General features: G+C 60.5%; 12 protein-coding genes. 6 read left to right on the top strand and 6 right to left on the bottom strand.

Annotation, left to right across the window (positions count from 1 at the left end):
- Window positions 1–166: 166 nt before the first annotated feature.
- The 5 genes from ntrC to glnA all read right to left on the bottom strand — a co-directional run bounded on the left by ntrC (window position 167) and on the right by glnA (window position 5947).
- A complete protein-coding gene (ntrC, locus tag AC3ZU9_RS27020; RefSeq protein WP_003218003.1) occupies window positions 167–1603 on the bottom strand; it encodes a nitrogen regulation protein NR(I) in 1437 nt (478 codons plus the stop codon).
- The gene (gene glnL / locus AC3ZU9_RS27015) at window positions 1600–2685 is read right to left on the bottom strand and encodes a nitrogen regulation protein NR(II) (RefSeq protein ID WP_046034638.1); all 1086 of its coding nucleotides are present in this window, start codon (window positions 2683–2685) and stop codon (window positions 1600–1602) included. The genes ntrC and glnL overlap by 4 nt, the downstream gene beginning before the upstream one ends.
- Before the next feature lie 295 nt (window positions 2686–2980).
- Window positions 2981–3406 (bottom strand): cupin domain-containing protein, encoded by a 426-nt coding sequence (locus tag AC3ZU9_RS27010; protein WP_012721759.1) that lies wholly within the window; start codon window positions 3404–3406, stop codon window positions 2981–2983.
- 77 nt (window positions 3407–3483) lie between these two features.
- On the bottom strand, window positions 3484–4020 hold the full coding sequence (locus AC3ZU9_RS27005) for a chorismate mutase (RefSeq protein ID WP_490091583.1): 537 nt from the start codon (window positions 4018–4020) through the stop codon (window positions 3484–3486).
- A gap of 520 nt (window positions 4021–4540) precedes the next feature.
- Complete coding sequence (gene glnA, locus AC3ZU9_RS27000; RefSeq protein ID WP_064054085.1) at window positions 4541–5947, bottom strand: type I glutamate--ammonia ligase; 1407 nt, start codon at window positions 5945–5947, stop codon at window positions 4541–4543.
- A 334-nt stretch (window positions 5948–6281) separates the two neighbouring features.
- Here glnA and thiI point away from each other — a divergent pair, with 334 nt between their 5' ends.
- Both thiI and typA read left to right on the top strand, forming a co-directional pair.
- The gene (thiI, locus tag AC3ZU9_RS26995) at window positions 6282–7736 is read left to right on the top strand and encodes a tRNA uracil 4-sulfurtransferase ThiI (RefSeq protein ID WP_012721763.1); all 1455 of its coding nucleotides are present in this window, start codon (window positions 6282–6284) and stop codon (window positions 7734–7736) included.
- 139 nt (window positions 7737–7875) lie between these two features.
- Window positions 7876–9696 carry a translational GTPase TypA gene (typA, locus tag AC3ZU9_RS26990; protein ID WP_003217997.1) on the top strand — a complete coding sequence of 607 codons (1821 nt, stop codon included), beginning with the start codon at window positions 7876–7878 and terminating at the stop codon, window positions 9694–9696.
- Between the two features lie 226 nt (window positions 9697–9922).
- On the opposite strand, the gene AC3ZU9_RS26985 is transcribed toward typA, so the two are convergent.
- Entirely contained in the window at window positions 9923–10357 is a 435-nt protein-coding gene (locus AC3ZU9_RS26985) for a YkgJ family cysteine cluster protein (RefSeq protein WP_017529542.1), read from the bottom strand.
- A 239-nt stretch (window positions 10358–10596) separates the two neighbouring features.
- Here AC3ZU9_RS26985 and AC3ZU9_RS26980 point away from each other — a divergent pair, with 239 nt between their 5' ends.
- The 4 genes from AC3ZU9_RS26980 (at window position 10597) to AC3ZU9_RS26965 (ending at window position 19202) form a co-directional block, all read left to right on the top strand.
- Window positions 10597–13047, top strand: a complete 2451-nt coding sequence (locus tag AC3ZU9_RS26980) for a glycogen/starch/alpha-glucan phosphorylase (RefSeq protein ID WP_046033996.1) — start codon at window positions 10597–10599, stop codon at window positions 13045–13047.
- Window positions 13048–13206: 159 nt separating this feature from the next.
- Entirely contained in the window at window positions 13207–16731 is a 3525-nt protein-coding gene (locus AC3ZU9_RS26975; RefSeq protein WP_490091582.1) for a DUF2339 domain-containing protein, read from the top strand.
- Complete coding sequence (locus tag AC3ZU9_RS26970) at window positions 16728–18083, top strand: DUF3999 domain-containing protein (protein WP_490091581.1); 1356 nt, start codon at window positions 16728–16730, stop codon at window positions 18081–18083. The genes AC3ZU9_RS26975 and AC3ZU9_RS26970 overlap by 4 nt, the downstream gene beginning before the upstream one ends.
- A 108-nt stretch (window positions 18084–18191) precedes the next feature.
- Complete coding sequence (locus AC3ZU9_RS26965; RefSeq protein ID WP_003237460.1) at window positions 18192–19202, top strand: class 1 fructose-bisphosphatase; 1011 nt, start codon at window positions 18192–18194, stop codon at window positions 19200–19202.
- Window positions 19203–19242 lie beyond the last annotated feature (40 nt).

Here is a 19242-nt window from a genome sequence, read left to right as displayed (position 1 = left end):
CCGCGTCCAAGCCTCAAATGTGTAAACGATGTCCCCGGTTTCAGATGTAAACGATGTCTACGGTTCTACACCCCGATGGCAGTAGGTCAGTCACAACATCTGTGGCTGATATACCGTCATCGGGGGCAAGCCCCCTCCCACATTGGATCTTCAGTGGATCGGAGATTCAGCCCTCATCACCCTCGTCATCATCCCCACCATCGACCTTCATCCCCAGCTCCTTGATCTTGCGCGTCAGGGTATTACGGCCCCAACCCAGCAGCACGGCAGCGTCGCGACGGCGCCCGGCGGTGTGCTTCAGGGCGGTTTCGATCATGATCCGCTCAAACGCAGGCACGGCGCTGTCCAGCAGGTTCGACTGGCCGCGTGCCAGGGCCTGATCGGCCCATTGGCGCAGCGCCTGTTCCCAGTTGGTGACGGGGGCAGAGTCCTGCGGCAGGCTCAACAGCTCCGGCGGCAGGTCGCTGATGTGCACTTCGCGCCCGGACGCCATCACGGTGATCCAGCGACAGGTGTTCTCCAGCTGGCGCACGTTGCCCGGCCACGGCAGGTTCTTGAGGTATTCCTCGGTCTCGCTTTTCAGCAGCTTCGGCTCGACGGCCAGCTCCTGGGCGGCGCGGCTGAGGAAGTGGCGGGCGAGGGTCGGGATGTCTTCGCGACGGTCCGACATGCGCGGAATATGGATGCGGATCACGTTGAGGCGGTGGAACAAGTCCTCACGGAATTTGCCCGCGTGCACCAGGGTTTCCAGGTTCTGGTGAGTTGCCGCGATGATGCGCACATCAACTTTGACCGGCGTGTGCCCGCCCACCCGATAGAACTCGCCATCCGCCAGCACGCGCAACAGGCGGGTCTGGGTATCGGCCGGCATGTCGCCGATTTCATCGAGGAACAGGGTGCCGCCGTCGGCCTGTTCAAAGCGGCCGCGACGCAGGTTGGCCGCGCCGGTAAACGCCCCTTTCTCATGGCCGAACAGCTCGGACTCCATCAAGTCCTTCGGGATCGCCGCCATGTTCAGCGCGATAAACGGCGAGGCCGCCCGTGGGCTGTGACGGTGCAGGGCATGGGCCACCAGCTCTTTACCGGTACCCGATTCGCCGTTGATCAGCACGGTGATGTTGGAGTGGCTCAAGCGCCCGATGGCGCGAAACACTTCCTGCATCGCCGGCGCTTCGCCGATGATCTCCGGGGTGCGGGTCAGGGCGGGCGGAGCTTCTTGGTTCTGCTGCTCCTGGGCGTGCTGGTTGGCGCGCTTGACCAGCGCCACCGCCTCGTCCACGTCGAACGGCTTGGGCAGGTATTCAAAGGCGCCGCCCTGATAGGACGCGACAGCGCTGTCCAGGTCCGAGTGCGCGGTCATGATGATCACCGGCAAGCGTGGGTGCTGCTCGCGAATCCGCGCGAGGAGGTCCAGGCCACTGGCGCCGGGCATGCGGATGTCGGAGATGATCACGTCGGGCTGCTGGCGAGCCAGGCGGCTCATCACCCCGTCCGCGCTGTCGAAGCTCTGGGTGGTCATGCCTTCCTGTTGCAAGGCTTTCTCGAGGACCCAGCGGATAGAACGGTCGTCATCGACGATCCAGACGGTTTCACTACGGCTCATGTCGATGGGGCTCCTTGTTCCAGAGGCAAAAAGATCGAGAAGGTGGTGTGGCCAGGATGGCTCTCACATTCGATCAGACCCTGGTGCTGGCTGATGATGTTCTGGGTAATGGCCAGGCCCAGCCCGGTACCGTCCGGGCGGCCGCTGACCATGGGAAAGAAGATGGTTTCCTGGAGTTCCGCAGGAATACCTGGGCCGTTGTCGATGATCTCGACTTTGGTCACCAGGCGATGGCGCACATGGCCGATGGTGAACTGGCGCAGGGCGCGGGTGCGCAGGCTGATGCGGCCCAGGCGCAGCTCGTTCTGGCTGCTGATGGCCTGCATGGCGTTGCGCACGATATTGAGCACTGCCTGGATCATCTGTTCGCGGTCGATCAATACGTCGGGAATGCTCGGGTCGTAGTCGCGCACCAAGGTGATGCAGCCCTGGCTTTCGGCTTCTACCAGGTGACACACGCGTTCGAGCACTTCGTGCACGTTGGTCATCGCCAGCGATGGCAGCTTGTTGGAGCCGAGCATGCGGTCCACCAGGTTACGCAGGCGGTCGGCCTCTTCGATGATGACGTTGGTGTAGTCCTTGAGGTGTTCCTCTGGCAGCTCGCGGGCCAGCAGTTGTGCCGCACCACGAATGCCGCCCAGGGGGTTCTTGATTTCGTGCGCCAGGCCGCGCACCAGCATCTTGCTGGTTTCCTGCTTGGACAGTTGCGCTTCTTCCTTGGTGATGCGCAGCAGGCGGTCGCGGGGGTGCACTTCCAGCAGCAGCAAGGTCGCACCGTTGCTCAGGATAGGGGTCACGGCGTAGTCGACCGTCAGCGTCTGGCCGGTAAGCGCAGTGAGCATGGCTTCGCGCTTGGTGAACGGGTGTGCTTGCTCCACTGCCTGGCGCAATGAACTCAGGGCTTCGGCCGACTCGGTGAACAATTCACTGATGAACTGCCCATGGCTGCGCTGGCCGCTGATGGCCAGGAGCATCTCTGCCGCCGGGTTCATATACTCAAGGCGCAAGTCGTCATTGAGCAGGATGGTCGCGGTGGTCAGGTTGTCGAGTAGCAAACGGTGCAGTGCATCGCTGATGGTCATTGGGACCTCTTTTGGAGCAAGGCGCGGGCTTGAGGCACACGCTGATACAAGGAAAATGCAAAAACCAAACCAAGGCTCCGAAAAGAAGCGTGCAAGCCCTGAAATGGGGGATTTAGGCGCGAAACTGTGGCGTTCTGCCAGCTTGCTCGGGAAGTTTCGAACCAAAATGGGCTGACCAGGTGGGAAGGGTGCAGCCTATCGCACCAATATAGTGCGGTTTTATGAAGGTTGTTCAGGAAGTGGCGAGTGGATCGTTTTCGGGGCGCGGTGAAAACGATCCGGAGTGGGGGATGGATCAGTGTTGTTCGGAAAGTGGCATGCCCGGACGGCCCGCGTAAAAGACCAGCAGCTCGACCGGGGTGTTGCCGGTAATACCACGATGTTCAATGCCTACCATCTCGGCCAGGGTTTGCCCTTGCCTCAAGGTGCGCGTCAGTCCGCCCTTACGGGTTTCAACGGTTAGTTCTCCCGAAACGATGTAGGCGGCATTCGGCATTGGGTGAGTGTGCCAGGGCAATTGCGTGTGCGCAGGGATCTTGAGGCGTATGAGCGTCAGTTGCGGCGGACCTGAGGGGTAGGCTTTGTAAGGTGTGCCATCCCATGACGCGCTGCGTTCAAGCAACACCTCTTTTTCGATGTGTACGGCGTTCTTTGGGTGGGTGCCGCAGCCAAGCAACGACAAACCCACCGCTGCTGCAATCAAGCACTTGAGGGTGATCATGGTTCCATCCTGTTCGATAAATGAACAGTCAGGCTATGGCTACCGGCCTCGGTGAAGATGCAGGACGGGTCCTCAAATCAAGTAGGTCCAGTGCACAGTTCGGCCGTGGCGCGGATCATCGCCAGCTGACGCAACGGATCGTTCAGCGGCTCATGCACGGCCTCGGCCAACCATTGTGGGCACTGCGGGTCGGTACGCTGCGGGGTGAAGTCAGCCAATTGCTGCAGCAGGCGTTTCTGCAGCTCGTCCAATTGCGGGCGGATCTGTTTCACCAGGTCGGGGCGTGGATCGTCAGGTGCCTTGCCCTGGAATTGCCAGTCGGAGAGGTGGGTGTACTGCACCAGTTTGTTGGCTTCGATCTGCGCCGAGAAGAACTGCTCGGCAGCGCCAGGTGGCAGCTTGTAGCTCGGTGCCTGGGCGGCGACGCTGGCGATCACCTCTTGTTCGCGCTTTTTATCTTCTACAGGCTTTTTGCTGTCCCATTTGCTCAGTGCGACCTGATCGGCAATCTCCAAGCGTTCGGCGATGCTGTTGAGCAGCGGTTCGAGCGCGGGTGGCGCGGCACTCGCAGTGGCACTGACGAACAACAGAGCGAACACAAATCGAAACTTCAAGGGTGATCTCCTGTGGGAGGGGGCTTGCTCCCGGTGGGGGTGTATCAGTTGACCTCTATTTGACTGAACCACCGCCATCGGGAGCAAGCCCCCTCCCACATTTAGATTGGGTTTGCAGGTTTTGAGCGGCGTCAGTCAGAGGCTACCTTAACTTGCGTGGTTGCCTACAGGTGCGCCAGAATCTGCCGGCTTGTACGGCTGGCTTGTCGTCTCTAAGGTTGCTCGGTCGCTGCTCATCAGCGATCAGGTTTAGTAGCCTGAGGGTTAAGTTAAGCTCGTACCGCGCCGATCTTATGGCGGCTGTGTGCAGGGCATCTTCGGATGCGCCGGTTTTTGCTTAACTTCCCCGGTCTACTAACCTGCGCATAGCTGCCACCCCTATCGTTTAGTAGCGAGTCGATGGCGGCCTCATTCGAGGAAGTTAAGACATGTTCAAGCTGTGATAATCCCCAGGCAAAAAAAAGACCTCCCGAAGGAGGTCTTTTTTTGTCACGCCGCTCTAAGAAGCAGCGCTACCGGATCAGCAGCTGTAGTACAGCTCGTATTCCAGTGGGTGTACGAAGGTACGCACCTTGATTTCTTCTTCGCTTTTCAGGCCGATGTAAGCGTCGATGAAGTCGTCGCTGAATACGCCGCCTTTGGTCAGGAACGCACGGCCCTTGTCCAGCTCTTCCAGAGCTTCTTTCAGGCTGCCACACACTTGTGGGATCTCTTTGGCCTCTTCAGGCGGCAGGTCGTACAAGTTTTTGTCGGCGGCGTCGCCAGGGTGGATCTTGTTCTGGATACCGTCCAGGCCGGCCATGACCAGGGCAGCGAAGGCCAGGTATGGGTTGGCTGCTGGATCCGGGAAGCGGGCTTCGATACGGCGAGCACGAGGGCTGGACACGTAAGGAATACGGATCGACGCGGAACGGTTACGTGCCGAGTAGGCCAGCATTACCGGTGCTTCGAAACCTGGGACCAGACGCTTGTAGGAGTTGGTCGACGGGTTGGTGAAGCCGTTCAGGGCCTTACCGTGCTTGATGATACCGCCGATGAAGTACAGGGCAGTGTCGGACAGGCCGGCATAACCTTCGCCAGCGAAGGTGTTCTTGCCATCTTTGGCGATGGACAGGTGAACGTGCATACCCGAACCGTTATCGCCGTACAGAGGCTTAGGCATGAAGGTAGCGGTACGGCCGTAAGCAACGGCGGTGTTGTGTACGCAGTACTTCAGGGTCTGTACTTCGTCAGCCTTGGCAACCAGGGTGTTGAACTTCACACCGATTTCGTTCTGACCGGCAGTGGCCACTTCGTGGTGGTGCACTTCGATGACCAGGCCCATGTCTTCCATGGCGTTGCACATGGAGGTACGGATTTCGTGGTCGTGGTCGAACGGCGGAACTGGGAAGTAGCCCCCTTTGATACCTGGACGGTGGCCATGGTTGCCGCCTTCCACGTCTTGGTCGGACATCCAGGAGCCTTGTTCGGAGTAGATCTTGAACATGGAACCGGAGATGTCGGACTTGAACTTAACCTGGTCGAAGATGAAGAATTCTGGCTCTGGGCCCACGAATACGGTGTCACCGATACCGGTGGACTTCAGGTATTCCTCGGCACGCTTGGCGATCGCACGTGGGTCGCGGTCGTAGCCTTGCATGGTCGAAGGCTCGATCACGTCGCAGACGAGGATCAGGGTTGGCTCTTCGGTGAACGGGTCAAGTACGGCAGTGCTGTCGTCCGGCATCAGGATCATGTCGGAGGCTTCGATGCCTTTCCAGCCGGCGATGGAGGAACCGTCGAACATTTTGCCTTCTTCGAAGAAAGCATCATCCAGCGCATCGCGAGCCGGCATGGTCACGTGGTGCTGAGTGCCTTTGGTGTCCGTGAAGCGCAGATCAATCCATTTAACGTCATGATCTTTGATGAGTTGAACCGACTTCGACATAGTGTCCTCCGGGTGGCTTCGGGCTGGGGTAGTGGAGTTAGCCCTTAGAATGTGGGTGATGCCGGCGCGGATAGTCCGCCATGGCAACCTGCCTCACAAGAGAGCAAATTGCATGCCAGTGCGCCAACATGGGTTTTTTGCTCCAAAAACGCCCCTATAACGGTGCATTGCGACAAAAGCGCAAAAAACGCGCACCTCAATGTGGCGCAAAAGCGCGCAAATGCACCTATTTAGTGCGTAGCGCTTGTTGTGCATATTAACTGGTTAAACCTTGAGCGATTTCCGCTATAATCCGCGCCCCCCTTTTTCAGCAGGCCCGGCGCGCGCTGTTTCCATGAAATTAATCGTTAAAGTCTTCCCCGAGATCACCATCAAAAGCCGACCGGTACGGACGCGTTTCATCCGTCAGTTGGCCAAGAACATCCGTGCCGTGCTCCGCGATCTGGACCCGGCTGTGGTGGTGAACGGCGTGTGGGACAATCTCGAGCTGGAAACCCGTATCACCGAGCCCAAAGCCTTGAAGGACATGACCGAGCGCCTGAGCTGCATGCCGGGCATCGCGCATTTCCTGCAGGTGGATGAGTACCCGCTGGGCGACTTCGACGACATCACCGAGAAGTGCAAGCAGCACTATGGTCAGTCACTTGAAGGTAAGATTTTTTCGGTGCGCTGCAAGCGTGCCGGCAAGCACACCTTCAGCTCCATGGACGTCGAGAAATACGTCGGCAGCAAGCTGCGTCGCGAGTGCGGCGCCGCCGGAATTTCCCTGAAAGCGCCGCAAATTGAAGTGCGCATGGAAATTCGCGACCAACGGTTGTTTGTGATCCACAGCCAGCACGACAGCATCGGCGGCTACCCGCTGGGCGCCCTGGAACAGACCCTGGTCCTGATGTCCGGCGGTTTCGATTCCACGGTGGCGGCCTACCAGATCATGCGCCGCGGCCTGATGAGCCACTTCTGCTTCTTTAACCTGGGCGGACGTGCACATGAATTGGGCGTGATGGAAGTCGCGCACTTTATCTGGAAGAAGTACGGCAGCTCCCAACGCGTGCTATTTGTAAGCGTGCCCTTCGAGGAAGTGCTGGGCGAAATTCTCGGCAAAGTCGATAACAGTCATATGGGCGTAGTTTTGAAGCGTATGATGTTGCGCGCTGCGTCCCGGATTGCCGACCAGTTGCAGATTGATGCGCTGGTGACTGGTGAAGCGATCTCCCAGGTCTCCAGCCAGACGCTGCCGAACCTGTCGCTGATCGACTGCGTCACCGAAAAGCTGGTGTTGCGCCCGCTGATCGCCAGCCACAAGCAGGACATCATCGACCTGGCAGAAGAAATCGGCACCGCTGACTTTGCCAAGCATATGCCTGAATATTGCGGGGTCATCTCGGTGAACCCCAAGACCCACGCCAAGCGCAACCGCGTGGAGTACGAAGAACAACAGTTTGATATGGCGATTCTGGAGCGTGCGCTCGAGAACGCCAAGCTGGTCCCGATCGATCGCGTTATCGACGAACTGGGCCAGGATGTGCAGATCGAAGAAGTCAGCGAAGCCCTGGCCGGCCAGATCGTCGTCGACATCCGTCACCCGGATGCCGCCGAAGATGAGCCGCTGGAAATCGCCGGCATCGACGTACAAACGCTGCCGTTTTATGCATTGAACGCGCGTTTCAAGGAACTGGATAACAGCCGTCAGTACCTGCTGTATTGCGACAAAGGCGTGATGAGTCGCCTGCATGCCCACCATTTGCTCAGTGAGGGGTATGCCAATGTGCGCGTTTATCGACCGAGCTAAGAGCCCGGGGCTGTTTGCCTGTGGCCTGCGTCACCGGCCCCCCGACTCTGCCGTCAAGCTGTAACGGCAAGGCCTGACTCTACTGTTAATCGCTGCCACGACCTGTCAGCACACCGAATCCTCTGATCGAGATACACAAGTGATCGAAAATCTACGTAACATCGCCATCATTGCTCACGTTGACCATGGTAAAACCACCCTGGTAGACAAACTCCTGCGTCAATCCGGCACCTTGGAGCGCAACGAGCTCAACGACGAGCGCGTGATGGACTCCAACGACCAGGAAAAAGAGCGCGGTATTACCATCCTGGCTAAAAACACCGCGATCAACTGGAACGGCTACCACATCAACATCGTGGATACCCCGGGCCACGCCGACTTCGGCGGCGAAGTAGAACGCGTAATGTCGATGGTTGACTCCGTTCTGCTGCTGGTTGACGCTCAAGACGGCCCTATGCCGCAAACCCGTTTCGTGACCAAGAAGGCTTTCGAAGCCGGCCTGCGTCCGATCGTGTGCATCAACAAGGTTGACCGTCCAGGCGCGCGTCCGGACTGGGTTCTGGACCAGATCTTCGACCTGTTCGACAACCTGGGTGCCACCGAAGAACAGCTGGACTTCAAAGTCGTCTACGCCTCGGCCCTGAACGGCATTGCCGGTCTGGAACACACCGACATGGCTGAAGACATGACCCCGCTGTACCAGTCGATCGTCGACAACGTACCGGCTCCAAAAGTTGACCGTGAAGGCCCGTTCCAGATGCAAATCTCGGCACTGGACTACAACAGCTTCCTGGGTGTTATCGGCGTTGGCCGTATCGCGCGTGGTAGCGTCAAGCCGAACACCCCGGTTGTTGCTATCGGCGCCGACGGCAAGAAACGCAACGGTCGTATCCTGAAGCTGATGGGTCACCACGGTCTGCACCGTATCGACGTTGAAGAAGCGTTCGCCGGCGACATCGTGTGCGTGAGCGGTATGGACTCGCTGTTCATCTCCGACACCCTGTGCCAGCCGGACAACGTCGAGGCGATGAAGCCTCTGACCGTTGACGAGCCAACCGTTTCCATGACCTTCCAGGTAAACGACTCGCCTTTTTGCGGTAAAGAAGGCAAGTTCGTGACGTCCCGTAACATCAAGGAACGTCTGGACAAAGAGCTGCTGTACAACGTTGCTCTGCGCGTTGAAGAAGGCGACTCGGCCGACAAGTTCAAGGTTTCCGGCCGTGGTGAGCTGCACCTCTCGGTACTGATCGAAACCATGCGTCGGGAAGGCTTCGAAATGGGCGTTGGTCGTCCAGAAGTGATCATCCGTCAAGTTGACGGCGTGAAGCAGGAACCGTTCGAAAACGTCACCATCGACACCCCTGAAGAATCCCAGGGCAAGGTCATGGAAGAGATGGGCCTGCGTAAGGGCGACCTGACCAACATGGTGCCGGATGGCAAAGGCCGTGTACGTCTGGAATACAACATCCCTGCTCGCGGTCTGATCGGTTTCCGTAACCAGTTCCTGACCCTGACCAACGGTGCTGGCATCCTGACCTCGATCTTCGATCGCTACGACACCATGAAGTCCGGCGACATGTCCGGCCGTCAGAACGGTGTTCTGGTCTCGGTAGAAACCGGTAAGGCGCTGACCTACTCCCTGGAAACCCTCCAGGCGCGTGGCAAGCTGTTCGTTGAACACGGTCAAGAGATCTACAACGGCCAGATCGTTGGTCTGAACAGCCGTGACAACGACATGGGCGTCAACCCAACCAAAGGCAAGAAGCTCGACAACATGCGTGCTTCGGGTAAAGACGAAACCATCGCTCTGGTTCCACCTGTTCGCTTCACCCTGGAACAGGCCCTGGAATTCATCCAGGACGACGAGCTGTGCGAAGTCACGCCTAAGTCGATCCGCCTGCGTAAGAAAATCCTGGACGAAGGCGAGCGTACCCGCGCTGCCAAGAAAGCCAAGAACTGAGTTAACTCAGGCTGAATGAAAAACGCCCCCGGTCGAAAGGCCGGGGGCGTTTTTTTGTGCCTGCAGTTTATGTGCAGAGCGCGCTCTTGTAGTGAGCGGGCTTGCCCCGCGCTGGGTGGCGAAGCCGCCCCAAAACTTGATACCTCGTTCTAACTGGAGAAACGCTGTGCCTGGGTCGGGGCGGCTTCGCCCCCCAGCGCGGGGCAAGCCCGCTCACTACAGGGAATCAGAACTTATCGAGGGTCTTGAACTTGGTCTCGCGCACCACTTCCTTCGGCTTATACGCACAGTACCCCGGGCGCGGCCCGATTTTCGGGTGGTTGCGGCAGGTATCCGGGCGCTTGTCATAAATAGTGCAGAAGCGCGTCTTACGATCCAGGTACAGGCAGTCGTTGTTGCTCATGCGCTGCAGGGTAAAGATCTCGGATTTGGAATTGAAACGCTCGACGATGCCTTCCTTCTGCAACCGTTTGGCGATGTTCTTCGGCGGGTCGCCGCGCTCGAATTCATCGACGATGCCGATGCGGATCAGGTCCTTGATCTTCACTTCGACCGGCAGCGTGCAGCAGCTGGACACGCAACCACCGCACATATGCGCGGAATATTTCTGCCACGTTTCAAGACGGTCGAGTTCCGCGGCGGCGATCAATTGAGGCTTCATCAGGGTTCCAAAGGTGGGGCTGTATCCGGGCGCGCGATCATACCGGGATTGGTGATTTTTTGAACAATATTTTGCTGTTTTCAGCTCAAAGGTTTGCCGGCGGGCTGAACGGGCACGACCCCTGCATCTAATTCGCGTAAAGGTGAATGAGTTAAAAAACTGCCGAACCAGAGCGTCTACCGTCTGTCAGACCGTCTAGGCTCTAGCAACTCCTTCTATCTCGCCCGAGGTCGCAATTGATGTCTCAGGAACCACTTGCACGAGAAGCAGAGGTAGCCGCATTTCGCGATGCCGTCTTGACCAAACTCACCTACGCGGTGGGCAAGGACCCGGATCACGCCTTCGACCATGACTGGTTCGAAGCCATTGCCCTGGCCGCACGCGACCAGATGGTCGACCACTGGATGGACCATACCCGGCGGATTTACCGCAAAGGCCAGAAGCGGGTGTATTACCTCTCGCTGGAATTCCTTATCGGTCGTTTGCTCTACGACAGCCTGAGCAACCTTGGCGTGCTCGAAATCGCGCGCGAAGCACTGTCCGAGCTGGGCGTCGACCTGGAGCGCATCCGCCTGCTGGAGCCCGACGCGGCGCTCGGCAACGGTGGCCTGGGCCGCTTGGCGGCGTGCTTTATGGAGAGCATGTCGACCTTGGGCATTGCCGGCCACGGTTATGGCATCCGTTATGAACACGGCTTGTTCCGCCAGGCGATTGTCGATGGCTGGCAACAGGAGCAGACCGAACGTTGGCTGGATTTCGGCAACCCGTGGGAGTTTGAACGGGCCGAAGTGATTTACCCGATCGGCTTTGGCGGCAGCGTCGAAACGCTGCCGGATGCCGCCGGCAAGCAAATCCAAGTGTGGTCGCCGAGCGAAACCGTACGCGCCGTTGCCTACGACACGCCCGTCGTCGGCTGGCGTGGCGCCAGCGTCAACACCCTGCGCCTGTGGCGTGCTCGGGCGGTGGAAGACTTGCACCTGGAGCGCTTCAACGCCGGTGACCACTTGGGCGCTGTCGCCGAAGTGGCCCGCGCTGAAAGCATCTCCCGAGTGCTTTACCCGGCCGACAGCACCGAAGCGGGGCAGGAGCTGCGCCTGCGCCAGGAATATTTCTTCGTCTCCGCGTCCCTGCAGGACCTGCTGCGCCGCCACAAAAACATGCACGGCTCAGTGCTGAGCCTGGGCGAGCACGCCGCGATCCAACTCAACGACACCCACCCGTCGATCGCCGTGGCTGAGTTGATGCGCCAATTGGTCGACCTGCACGACATTCCATGGGAAGCCGCCTGGGATGTGACGGTCGAAACCTTGTCGTACACCAACCACACCCTGCTGCCTGAAGCGCTGGAAACCTGGCCGGTCGGCCTGATGGAACGCATGCTGCCCCGGCACATGCAGATCATCTACCTGATCAACGCCCAGCATATCGACTCGCTGCGCGCCAAAGGCATCCACGACTTTGATGTGCTGCGCGCCGTGTCGCTGATCGAAGAAGACAATGGCCGTCGCGTGCGCATGGGCAACCTGGCATTCCTCGGTTCCCACAGCGTCAATGGCGTGTCCGGCCTGCACACCCAGCTGATGCGCAGCACGGTGTTTTCCGAATTGCACAAGCTGTACCCGGACCGTATCAACAACAAAACCAACGGCATCACCTTCCGCCGCTGGCTGTACCAGGCCAACCCGAAGCTCACCCAGATGCTGGTGGAGGCATTGGGCCCGGATATTCTCGACAACATGGAAACCCGCCTGGGCGAATTGGAAACCTTCGCCGAGAAGCAGACTTTCCGCAAAGCCTTCGCCGACCAACGTTTGCACAGCAAGCGCGCGCTGGCCGACATCATTCACGAGCGCCTGGGGATTGCGATCAACCCGGCGGCGATGTTCGATGTGCAGGTCAAGCGCATCCATGAATACAAACGCCAACTGCTGAACCTGCTGCACACCGTGGCGCTGTACCAGGCCATTCGTGCCGAACCTGGCACCGATTGGGTGCCGCGCGTGAAGATCTTCGCGGGCAAGGCAGCGGCGAGTTATCACCAAGCCAAGTTGATCATCAAGCTGACCAACGACATCGCCCGCACCGTCAATAACGACCCGACGGTGCGCGGGTTGCTGAAGGTGGTGTTCCTGCCTAACTACAACGTCAGCCTGGCGGAAAGCATCATCCCAGCGGCGGATTTGTCGGAGCAGATTTCCACGGCCGGCTTTGAAGCCTCGGGCACCAGTAACATGAAGTTCGGCCTCAATGGCGCGCTGACCATTGGCACCATGGACGGCGCCAACGTGGAAATGCACGAGCGCGTGGGCGCCGATCACATGTTTATCTTCGGCCTCAGTGCGCAGCAGGTGGAAGCCCGCAAGCATGCCGGTGAATTCAACGCCGGGCCGGACATCGCCGCGTCCCATCGTCTCAACGATGTGCTGCAAGCGATCCGCGGCGGGGTGTTCTCGCCGGATGACCCGGGCCGCTATGTGGGCTTGATCGACGGGTTGATCGACTACGACCGCTTCCTGGTGTGTGCCGACTTCGATTCCTATTGGGATGCCCAGGCGCGGGTCGAAGCGCATTGGCATGACTCCAAGGCGTGGTGGCGTTCGGCGGTACTCAATACCGCGCGTATGGGCTGGTTCTCTTCGGACCGGACGATCCGCGAGTACGCTACTGAGATCTGGAAAGCGCTCGACTAAACACGGCTGATCCCAAGGTGTGGGAGGGGGCTTGCCCCCGATAGCAGAGTGTCAGTTTGCAGATATGTCGACTGGTGCACCGCTATCGGGGGCAAGCCCCCTCCCACATTGGGCCCGCGTCGATATACTGAGCGCCGGTTTGCCTAGGGAATATCGACCATGCAATGGATTTTCATGCTGATTGGCCTGGTGCTCGGCTGGACGCTCGATGAGTCGTTCAGTGATGCGGGCATCGGTGCGCTGCTGGGGTTGGGCATTGGCCAGGCGATTCGCCTGGCGAAGCTGTCGGCCCAGGCGGACCAGCAGGCTCGTCAGTTGGAAACCACGCAGAAATCCCTGATAGCCCTGGGTGAGCGCCTGCGCCAACTGGAAGTGCCCACGCCCACGCCTGCGAGCACTGCGTTTGCTGAACCCTCTATTGCGCAACCAACACCTGTCGCTAAGACGCCCGAGCTGGTGTGGGAACTGCCTGCCGAGCTGACGCCCGTCGCGGTGGTCGCCGAGCCGAGCCAACCGCTGCCGGACGATGTCTGGACGCCCGCCCCGACCCCGCGCCTGCAAGAGCCCGCCATTCCCCGTGGCCCCAACCTGATCGAGCGTGCCATCAGTGGCGCGCGCAACTGGCTGTTTGGCGGCAATACCGTGTTGCGGGTCGGCGTGGTGCTGTTGTTCCTCGGCCTGGCCTTCCTGCTGCGCTATGCCACCGAGGGCATGGTAGTGCCGATCGAGGTGCGCTACGCCGGCGTCGCCGCCGCTGCATTGGGCCTGCTCGGCCTGGGCTGGTGGCTGCGCCTGCGTAACAGCCATTATGGCTTGATGCTGCAAGGCACCGGTATCGCCGTGCTGTACCTCACGGTGTTTGCCGCGATGCGTTTGCACCCGCTGATTGATCCGAGCGCGGCGCTTGGGCTGCTGGTGGCGGTCACGGTGTTTTCGGCGATCCTGGCGATTACCCAGGATGCACTCGGGCTCGCGTGCGCAGCGGCGCTCGGCGGTTTTGCCGCACCGATCCTCACGTCGACCGGCGCCGGTAACCATGTCGCATTGTTCAGTTACTTCGCCCTGCTCAACGCCGGCATTCTTGCCATCGCCTGGTTCAAGGCTTGGCGGCTGCTCAACCTCATCGGTTTTGTCGGCACCTTTGGTATTGGCTTCGCCTGGGGCATGCGTTCCTACACACCGGAACTGCTGTGGAGTACCGAGCCGTTCCTGATCCTGTTTTTCCTGATGTACCTGGCCATCGGCCTGTTGTTCGCCCGGCGCAAATTGCTCGAGCTGCGCGACGCGCCTGAGGATGACAGCCGTGGCGCGCTGCTACGCTGGTCGGCGGCCAAAGGTGATTATGTCGACGGCAGCATGCTGTTCGGCCCGCCGCTCGTGGGCTTCGGCCTGCAGTTCGCCCTGGTGCAGCACCTGGAATTTGCCGCAGCGTTCAGCGCCTTGGGCCTGGGCATCCTCTACATGGGCCTGGCCCGACTGCTGAGCGGCGGGCGTGCCTTGCTGCTGGCGGAAACTTGCCTGGCCTTGGGCGTAATCTTTGCCAGCCTGGCGATCCCCCTGGGCCTCGACGCACGTTGGACGGCGGCGGCCTGGGCGGTGGAAGGTGCCGGCATCTTCTGGCTCGGCTTGCGCCAGCAGCGGCCATTGGCGCGGGCCTTTGGCGTGTTGCTGCAAGTGGGCTCGGCGCTGGCGTTCCTCAGTGAACTGCGCGTCGGTGAACAGGCGTTGCTCGACGGCGCTCCGCTGGGGGCGTTGCTGTTGGGCGCGGCGCTGTTGTTCAGCTTTGATCAGCTGCGTAAGGCTTCGCCCGAGCAGGCGGCGGATTGGGAGCGCAAAGGTCTGCCCGTGCTGGCGAGCCTTGGCTTGAGCTTTTTGTACCTGCTCGCGCCCTTGCTGTTGCAGACCCAAGGCACCGCCATCAGTTGGGCCATCGCTGGGCTGGTGACGCTGGTCATCGGTCTGCGCATCGGCTCGCGTACCTTCCTGTTCACCGCGTTTGCCGTGCAATTGTTGGGCGGCGCGTTGTTCCTGCTGCGATTGCAAGGTGGTGACGGGGTCGCTGTGTTCAATGCGGGCTGGAGTGGTTTGTTGACCGCTTCACTGATCGGCCTGGCCTTGATCGGCGGCATGCTGCTGGCGGCACGCGATGACAGGGTGCGCGGCGATGTCCGACTGCTGCGCGGGTTGTCGGTGGTGCTGCTGGCGGGTCTTGTACTGATCAATCTTGCCGTGTTGTTCGTGCTGCCATGGGAAAGCGCCAGCGGCGTGTGGGCGGCCAGCGGTTTGTTGATTATCTGGCTGAGCCTTTACCTGCAACAACGCGTCAGCTTTGTGTTCGGCTTGCTGCTGCAACTGATCGGCGGCGGGTCTTTCCTGCTGGCGGTACCCGAATTGCTCGGGCCATTAACCCGCGAGGGTTTGCGTCCGCTGGCCCACAGCGGTTTCTGGACGCCGATGGTGCTGGGCCTGGCCGCACTGGTCGGCGCCTGGCGCTTGCAGCGCGAACCGCATGCGCCGGTGTTTGCCGTATTGAAACTGCAACGCCTGTCCGACCTGCTGTTGGTGTGGGGCGCGGCGTGGTGGACGTTGGCGCTGGTCAGCGAAGTGTTGCGCTTTATCCCACAGGAATTGCAGGGAGCGTTCCTGCTGGGCGGCGCGGCGATCAGCGTGGCGATCTGGATGCTGCTGGCATCGCGTTTGAACTGGGCGTCGCTGGGCACATTGTGCACGTTGCTGATGCCGGCGGTGGGCGTGGTGTTGCTGGTGTGCGCGCATACCTATTACCACCCGGCGGCGCAGTACGGCTGGCTGGCATGGCCGGCGGTGTTTGCGGTGCATTTCATCTCGCTGCGGCGTTTGGCGGCGATCGCTCCCGCCAAGGCGCTGAGCGTGGCCCACGTGCTGGGCTGCTGGATGCTGATCGGCCTGTTGGCGCTGGAGTTGCGCTACGGTCTGCTGAGGCTGTCGGCCGAATACAACGCCTGGCGCTGGCTGGGGTGGGCGATTCTGCCAAGCCTGTATCTCGTGCTGGCTGCTGCGCCGCGCAATTGGCCATGGCCGGTGGCGGCGTATCCAAAGGAGTATCGAGTGTTGGCGGCCTTGCCATTGGCGGTGCTGATGCTCGGCTGGTTCTGGCTGGCGAACAGCTTCAGCGACGGCACGGCCAAGCCGCTGCCCTTTGTGCCGCTGATCAACCCGCTGGACCTGGGCCTGTTGTTCGCGCTGCTGGGTGTGTACCTGTGGTCCCGCAGTGTGGCGCCACAGCGCGGGCCGCGCGCCGAGCTGATCGCCCAGGGTGTCGCGGGCGTCTCGCTGTTTGCTTTCTTTACCGCGCTGGTGATGCGCACCGCCCATCATTGGGGCGGCGTGCCGTTTCACTTGGACGCGTTGCTTGAGTCCATGCTGGTACAGGCAGGCCTGTCGATCGTCTGGACCTTGATCGCCCTCGGCCTGATGATCGGCGGCCACCTGCGCCATCGTCGTGACGTGTGGCTGATCGGCGCGGCGCTGATTGCGGTGGTGGTGGCCAAGCTGTTCTTTGTCGAACTGAGCAACCGCGGCGGCCTGGCGCGGATCGTGTCGTTTATCGGTGTGGGCGGGTTGTTGCTGGTGGTAGGTTACTTTGCACCACTGCCGCCCAAGCGTGCCGAACCTGCGTTGGAAACTGAAGGAGCATCCTCTTGATCGGTAAGTTGAGCGTGGTCGTGGTCGGCTTGTGTACGGCCTTGTCAGTGTGGGCGCAGGAAACGCCTGCCGACTTCCCCACCCAGGTGCCACTGAGCATCAGCGGCAGTGGGCCCTGGTATCGCCTGGAACTGCCGCTGGCCGTGCAATTGAATGCGCGCCAGGCTGATCTCAGCGATGTGCGGGTATTCAACGCTGCCGGCGAGCCGCAAGCCTACGCGTTATCGCGTCAGTCCTCACAGCGCACCGAAAGCCGCAATGTCACCGACGTTAAGTGGTTTCCGCTGTACGCCGCCGACACCCAGCAAGCCTTGCCCGACGTGGTGATGAAGGCCACCACCGCAGGCACCCTGGTTGAAATCAAGCCGTCCACCGCGACGAAACCCGGCAAGCAAGTGTTGCGTGGCTGGGTGCTGGACGCCAGTGCAATCAAGGCGCCGCTGCAGCAACTGAGCCTGGACTGGAGCCGCGAGCAGGAGGGCTTCCAGCGTTTCAGCATTGAAGCCAGTGATGACTTGCAGCACTGGGACGCCTGGGGCGATGGGCAGGTGGCACGCTTGTCGTTCGCCGACGAACGGGTCGAGCAGCATGACGTGAGCCTGCCTGGGCAACCGGCGCGTTACTTGCGGCTGGTCTGGCAAGGCCAGGCGGCGCCATTGCTGACCTCGGCCAAGCTGGTGAGCGCGACCAGTAGCAGCTTGCCGCTGCCATGGGTCTGGTCGCAGCCGTTGGCAGGCATGCGGCTCAAGGCCGGTGAATACAGTTGGCAGTTGCCCATGGGGCTGAGTATCGAGCGGCTGCGCATCGAGTTGAAGCAACCCAACACGTTGGCGCCCGTGACGTTGGCGGGGCGCAGGGACAGCAAACAAGCGTGGCAGCCGCTGAGCAACGGTTTGCTGTATCGCCTGACCCAGAATGGCAAAGACGTGGTGCAGGATGAACTGCAGCTGCCGGGCCAACCGGTTGCCGAGCTGAAATTGCAGGTGGATGAACGCGGCGGTGGCCTGGGCGTTGAAGCCCCGGCGCTGCGTTTTGCGGTGCGCGCCACGCAATTGGTGTTTCTGGCTCGGGGTGAGCCGCCGTTTACGCTGGCGCTGGGGAGTGCGTCGGCCAAGGCGGCGAACCTTCCGCTTTCCACCCTGATCCCGGACTACAACGCCGAGCGTCTCAAGACAGTGGGGCAGGCCAAGGTTGTCGGTGAAGTGGTGGTCACGTCACCTGCCACCGCCGCTGCTGTCGAGGCCGGAACGGACTGGAAAAAGCTCGGCCTCTGGGCCGTGCTGCTGCTCGGCGTGGCGGCACTGGGCGCCATGGCCTACAGTTTGCTGCGCAAGCCGCCGGTGGCACGTTAAATAAAGTCCATGAACTCTATTGGGTTTAAATCCTCTGATAGGAGGAAATACGCCCCGACTCGCGCTAAACTGCGCGGGTTTTTAGCCCCCCATTCTCCGGAGCCTTCCATGTCCCGCGTTACCTTGAGTCGCTATTTGATTGAGCAGACCCGCAGCAACAACACGCCTGCCGATCTGCGCTTCCTTATCGAAGTGGTGGCGCGTGCCTGCAAGGAAATCAGCCACGCCGTGTCCAAAGGCGCACTGGGTGGTGTCCTGGGCAGCATGGGCACTGAAAACGTGCAAGGCGAAGTGCAGAAGAAGCTCGACGTCATCTCCAACGAGATCCTGCTCGAAGCCAACGAATGGGGCGGTCACCTGGCCGGCATGGCGTCCGAAGAAATGGACAATGCCTACCAGATCCCGGGCAAATACCCGAAAGGCGCGTACCTGCTGGTGTTCGACCCACTGGACGGCTCGTCCAACATCGACATCAACGCACCGGTTGGCACCATCTTCTCGGTACTGCGTTGCCCGAACGAATACCTGAGCCAGAACGAAGCCCTGAACGAAAAGGCCTTCCTGCAGCCAGGCACCGAGCAGGTCGCTGCCGGTTACGCCATCTACGGCCCACAGACCATGCTGGTGCTGACCCTGGGCGACGGCGTCAAAGGCTTCACCCTGGACCGCGAAATGGGCAGCTTCGTACTGACCCACGAAGACATCACCATTCCTGCATCCACCCAGGAATTTGCGATCAACATGTCCAACCAGCGCCACTGGGAAGAGCCGGTCACGCGTTACGTGGGCGAGTTGATGGCGGGCGAAGAAGGCCCGTTGAAGAAGAACTTCAACATGCGTTGGGTCGCCGCGATGGTGGCTGACGTGCACCGTATCCTGACGCGGGGTGGCTTGTTCATGTACCCACGTGACAGCCGCGAGCCGTCCAAGCCAGGCAAACTGCGCCTGATGTACGAAGCCAACCCAATGTCCTTCCTGGTCGAGCAAGCGGGCGGCGCGTCCACCGACGGCCACCAGCGCATTCTCGACATTCAGCCCGAAGGCCTGCACCAGCGTGTGGCGGTGTTCTTGGGTTCCAAGGAAGAAGTTGAGCGCGTGACGGCCTACCACAAGAAGTAAGTCTTCGCGATAAGTGATCGGCATTGTTGTGAGCCGGTTC

The sequence above is a fragment of the Pseudomonas sp. A39 genome (assembly GCF_058145955.1).
Note: the sequence above shows the minus strand (reverse complement) of the source record. Positions and strands in the feature narration are given on the sequence as shown.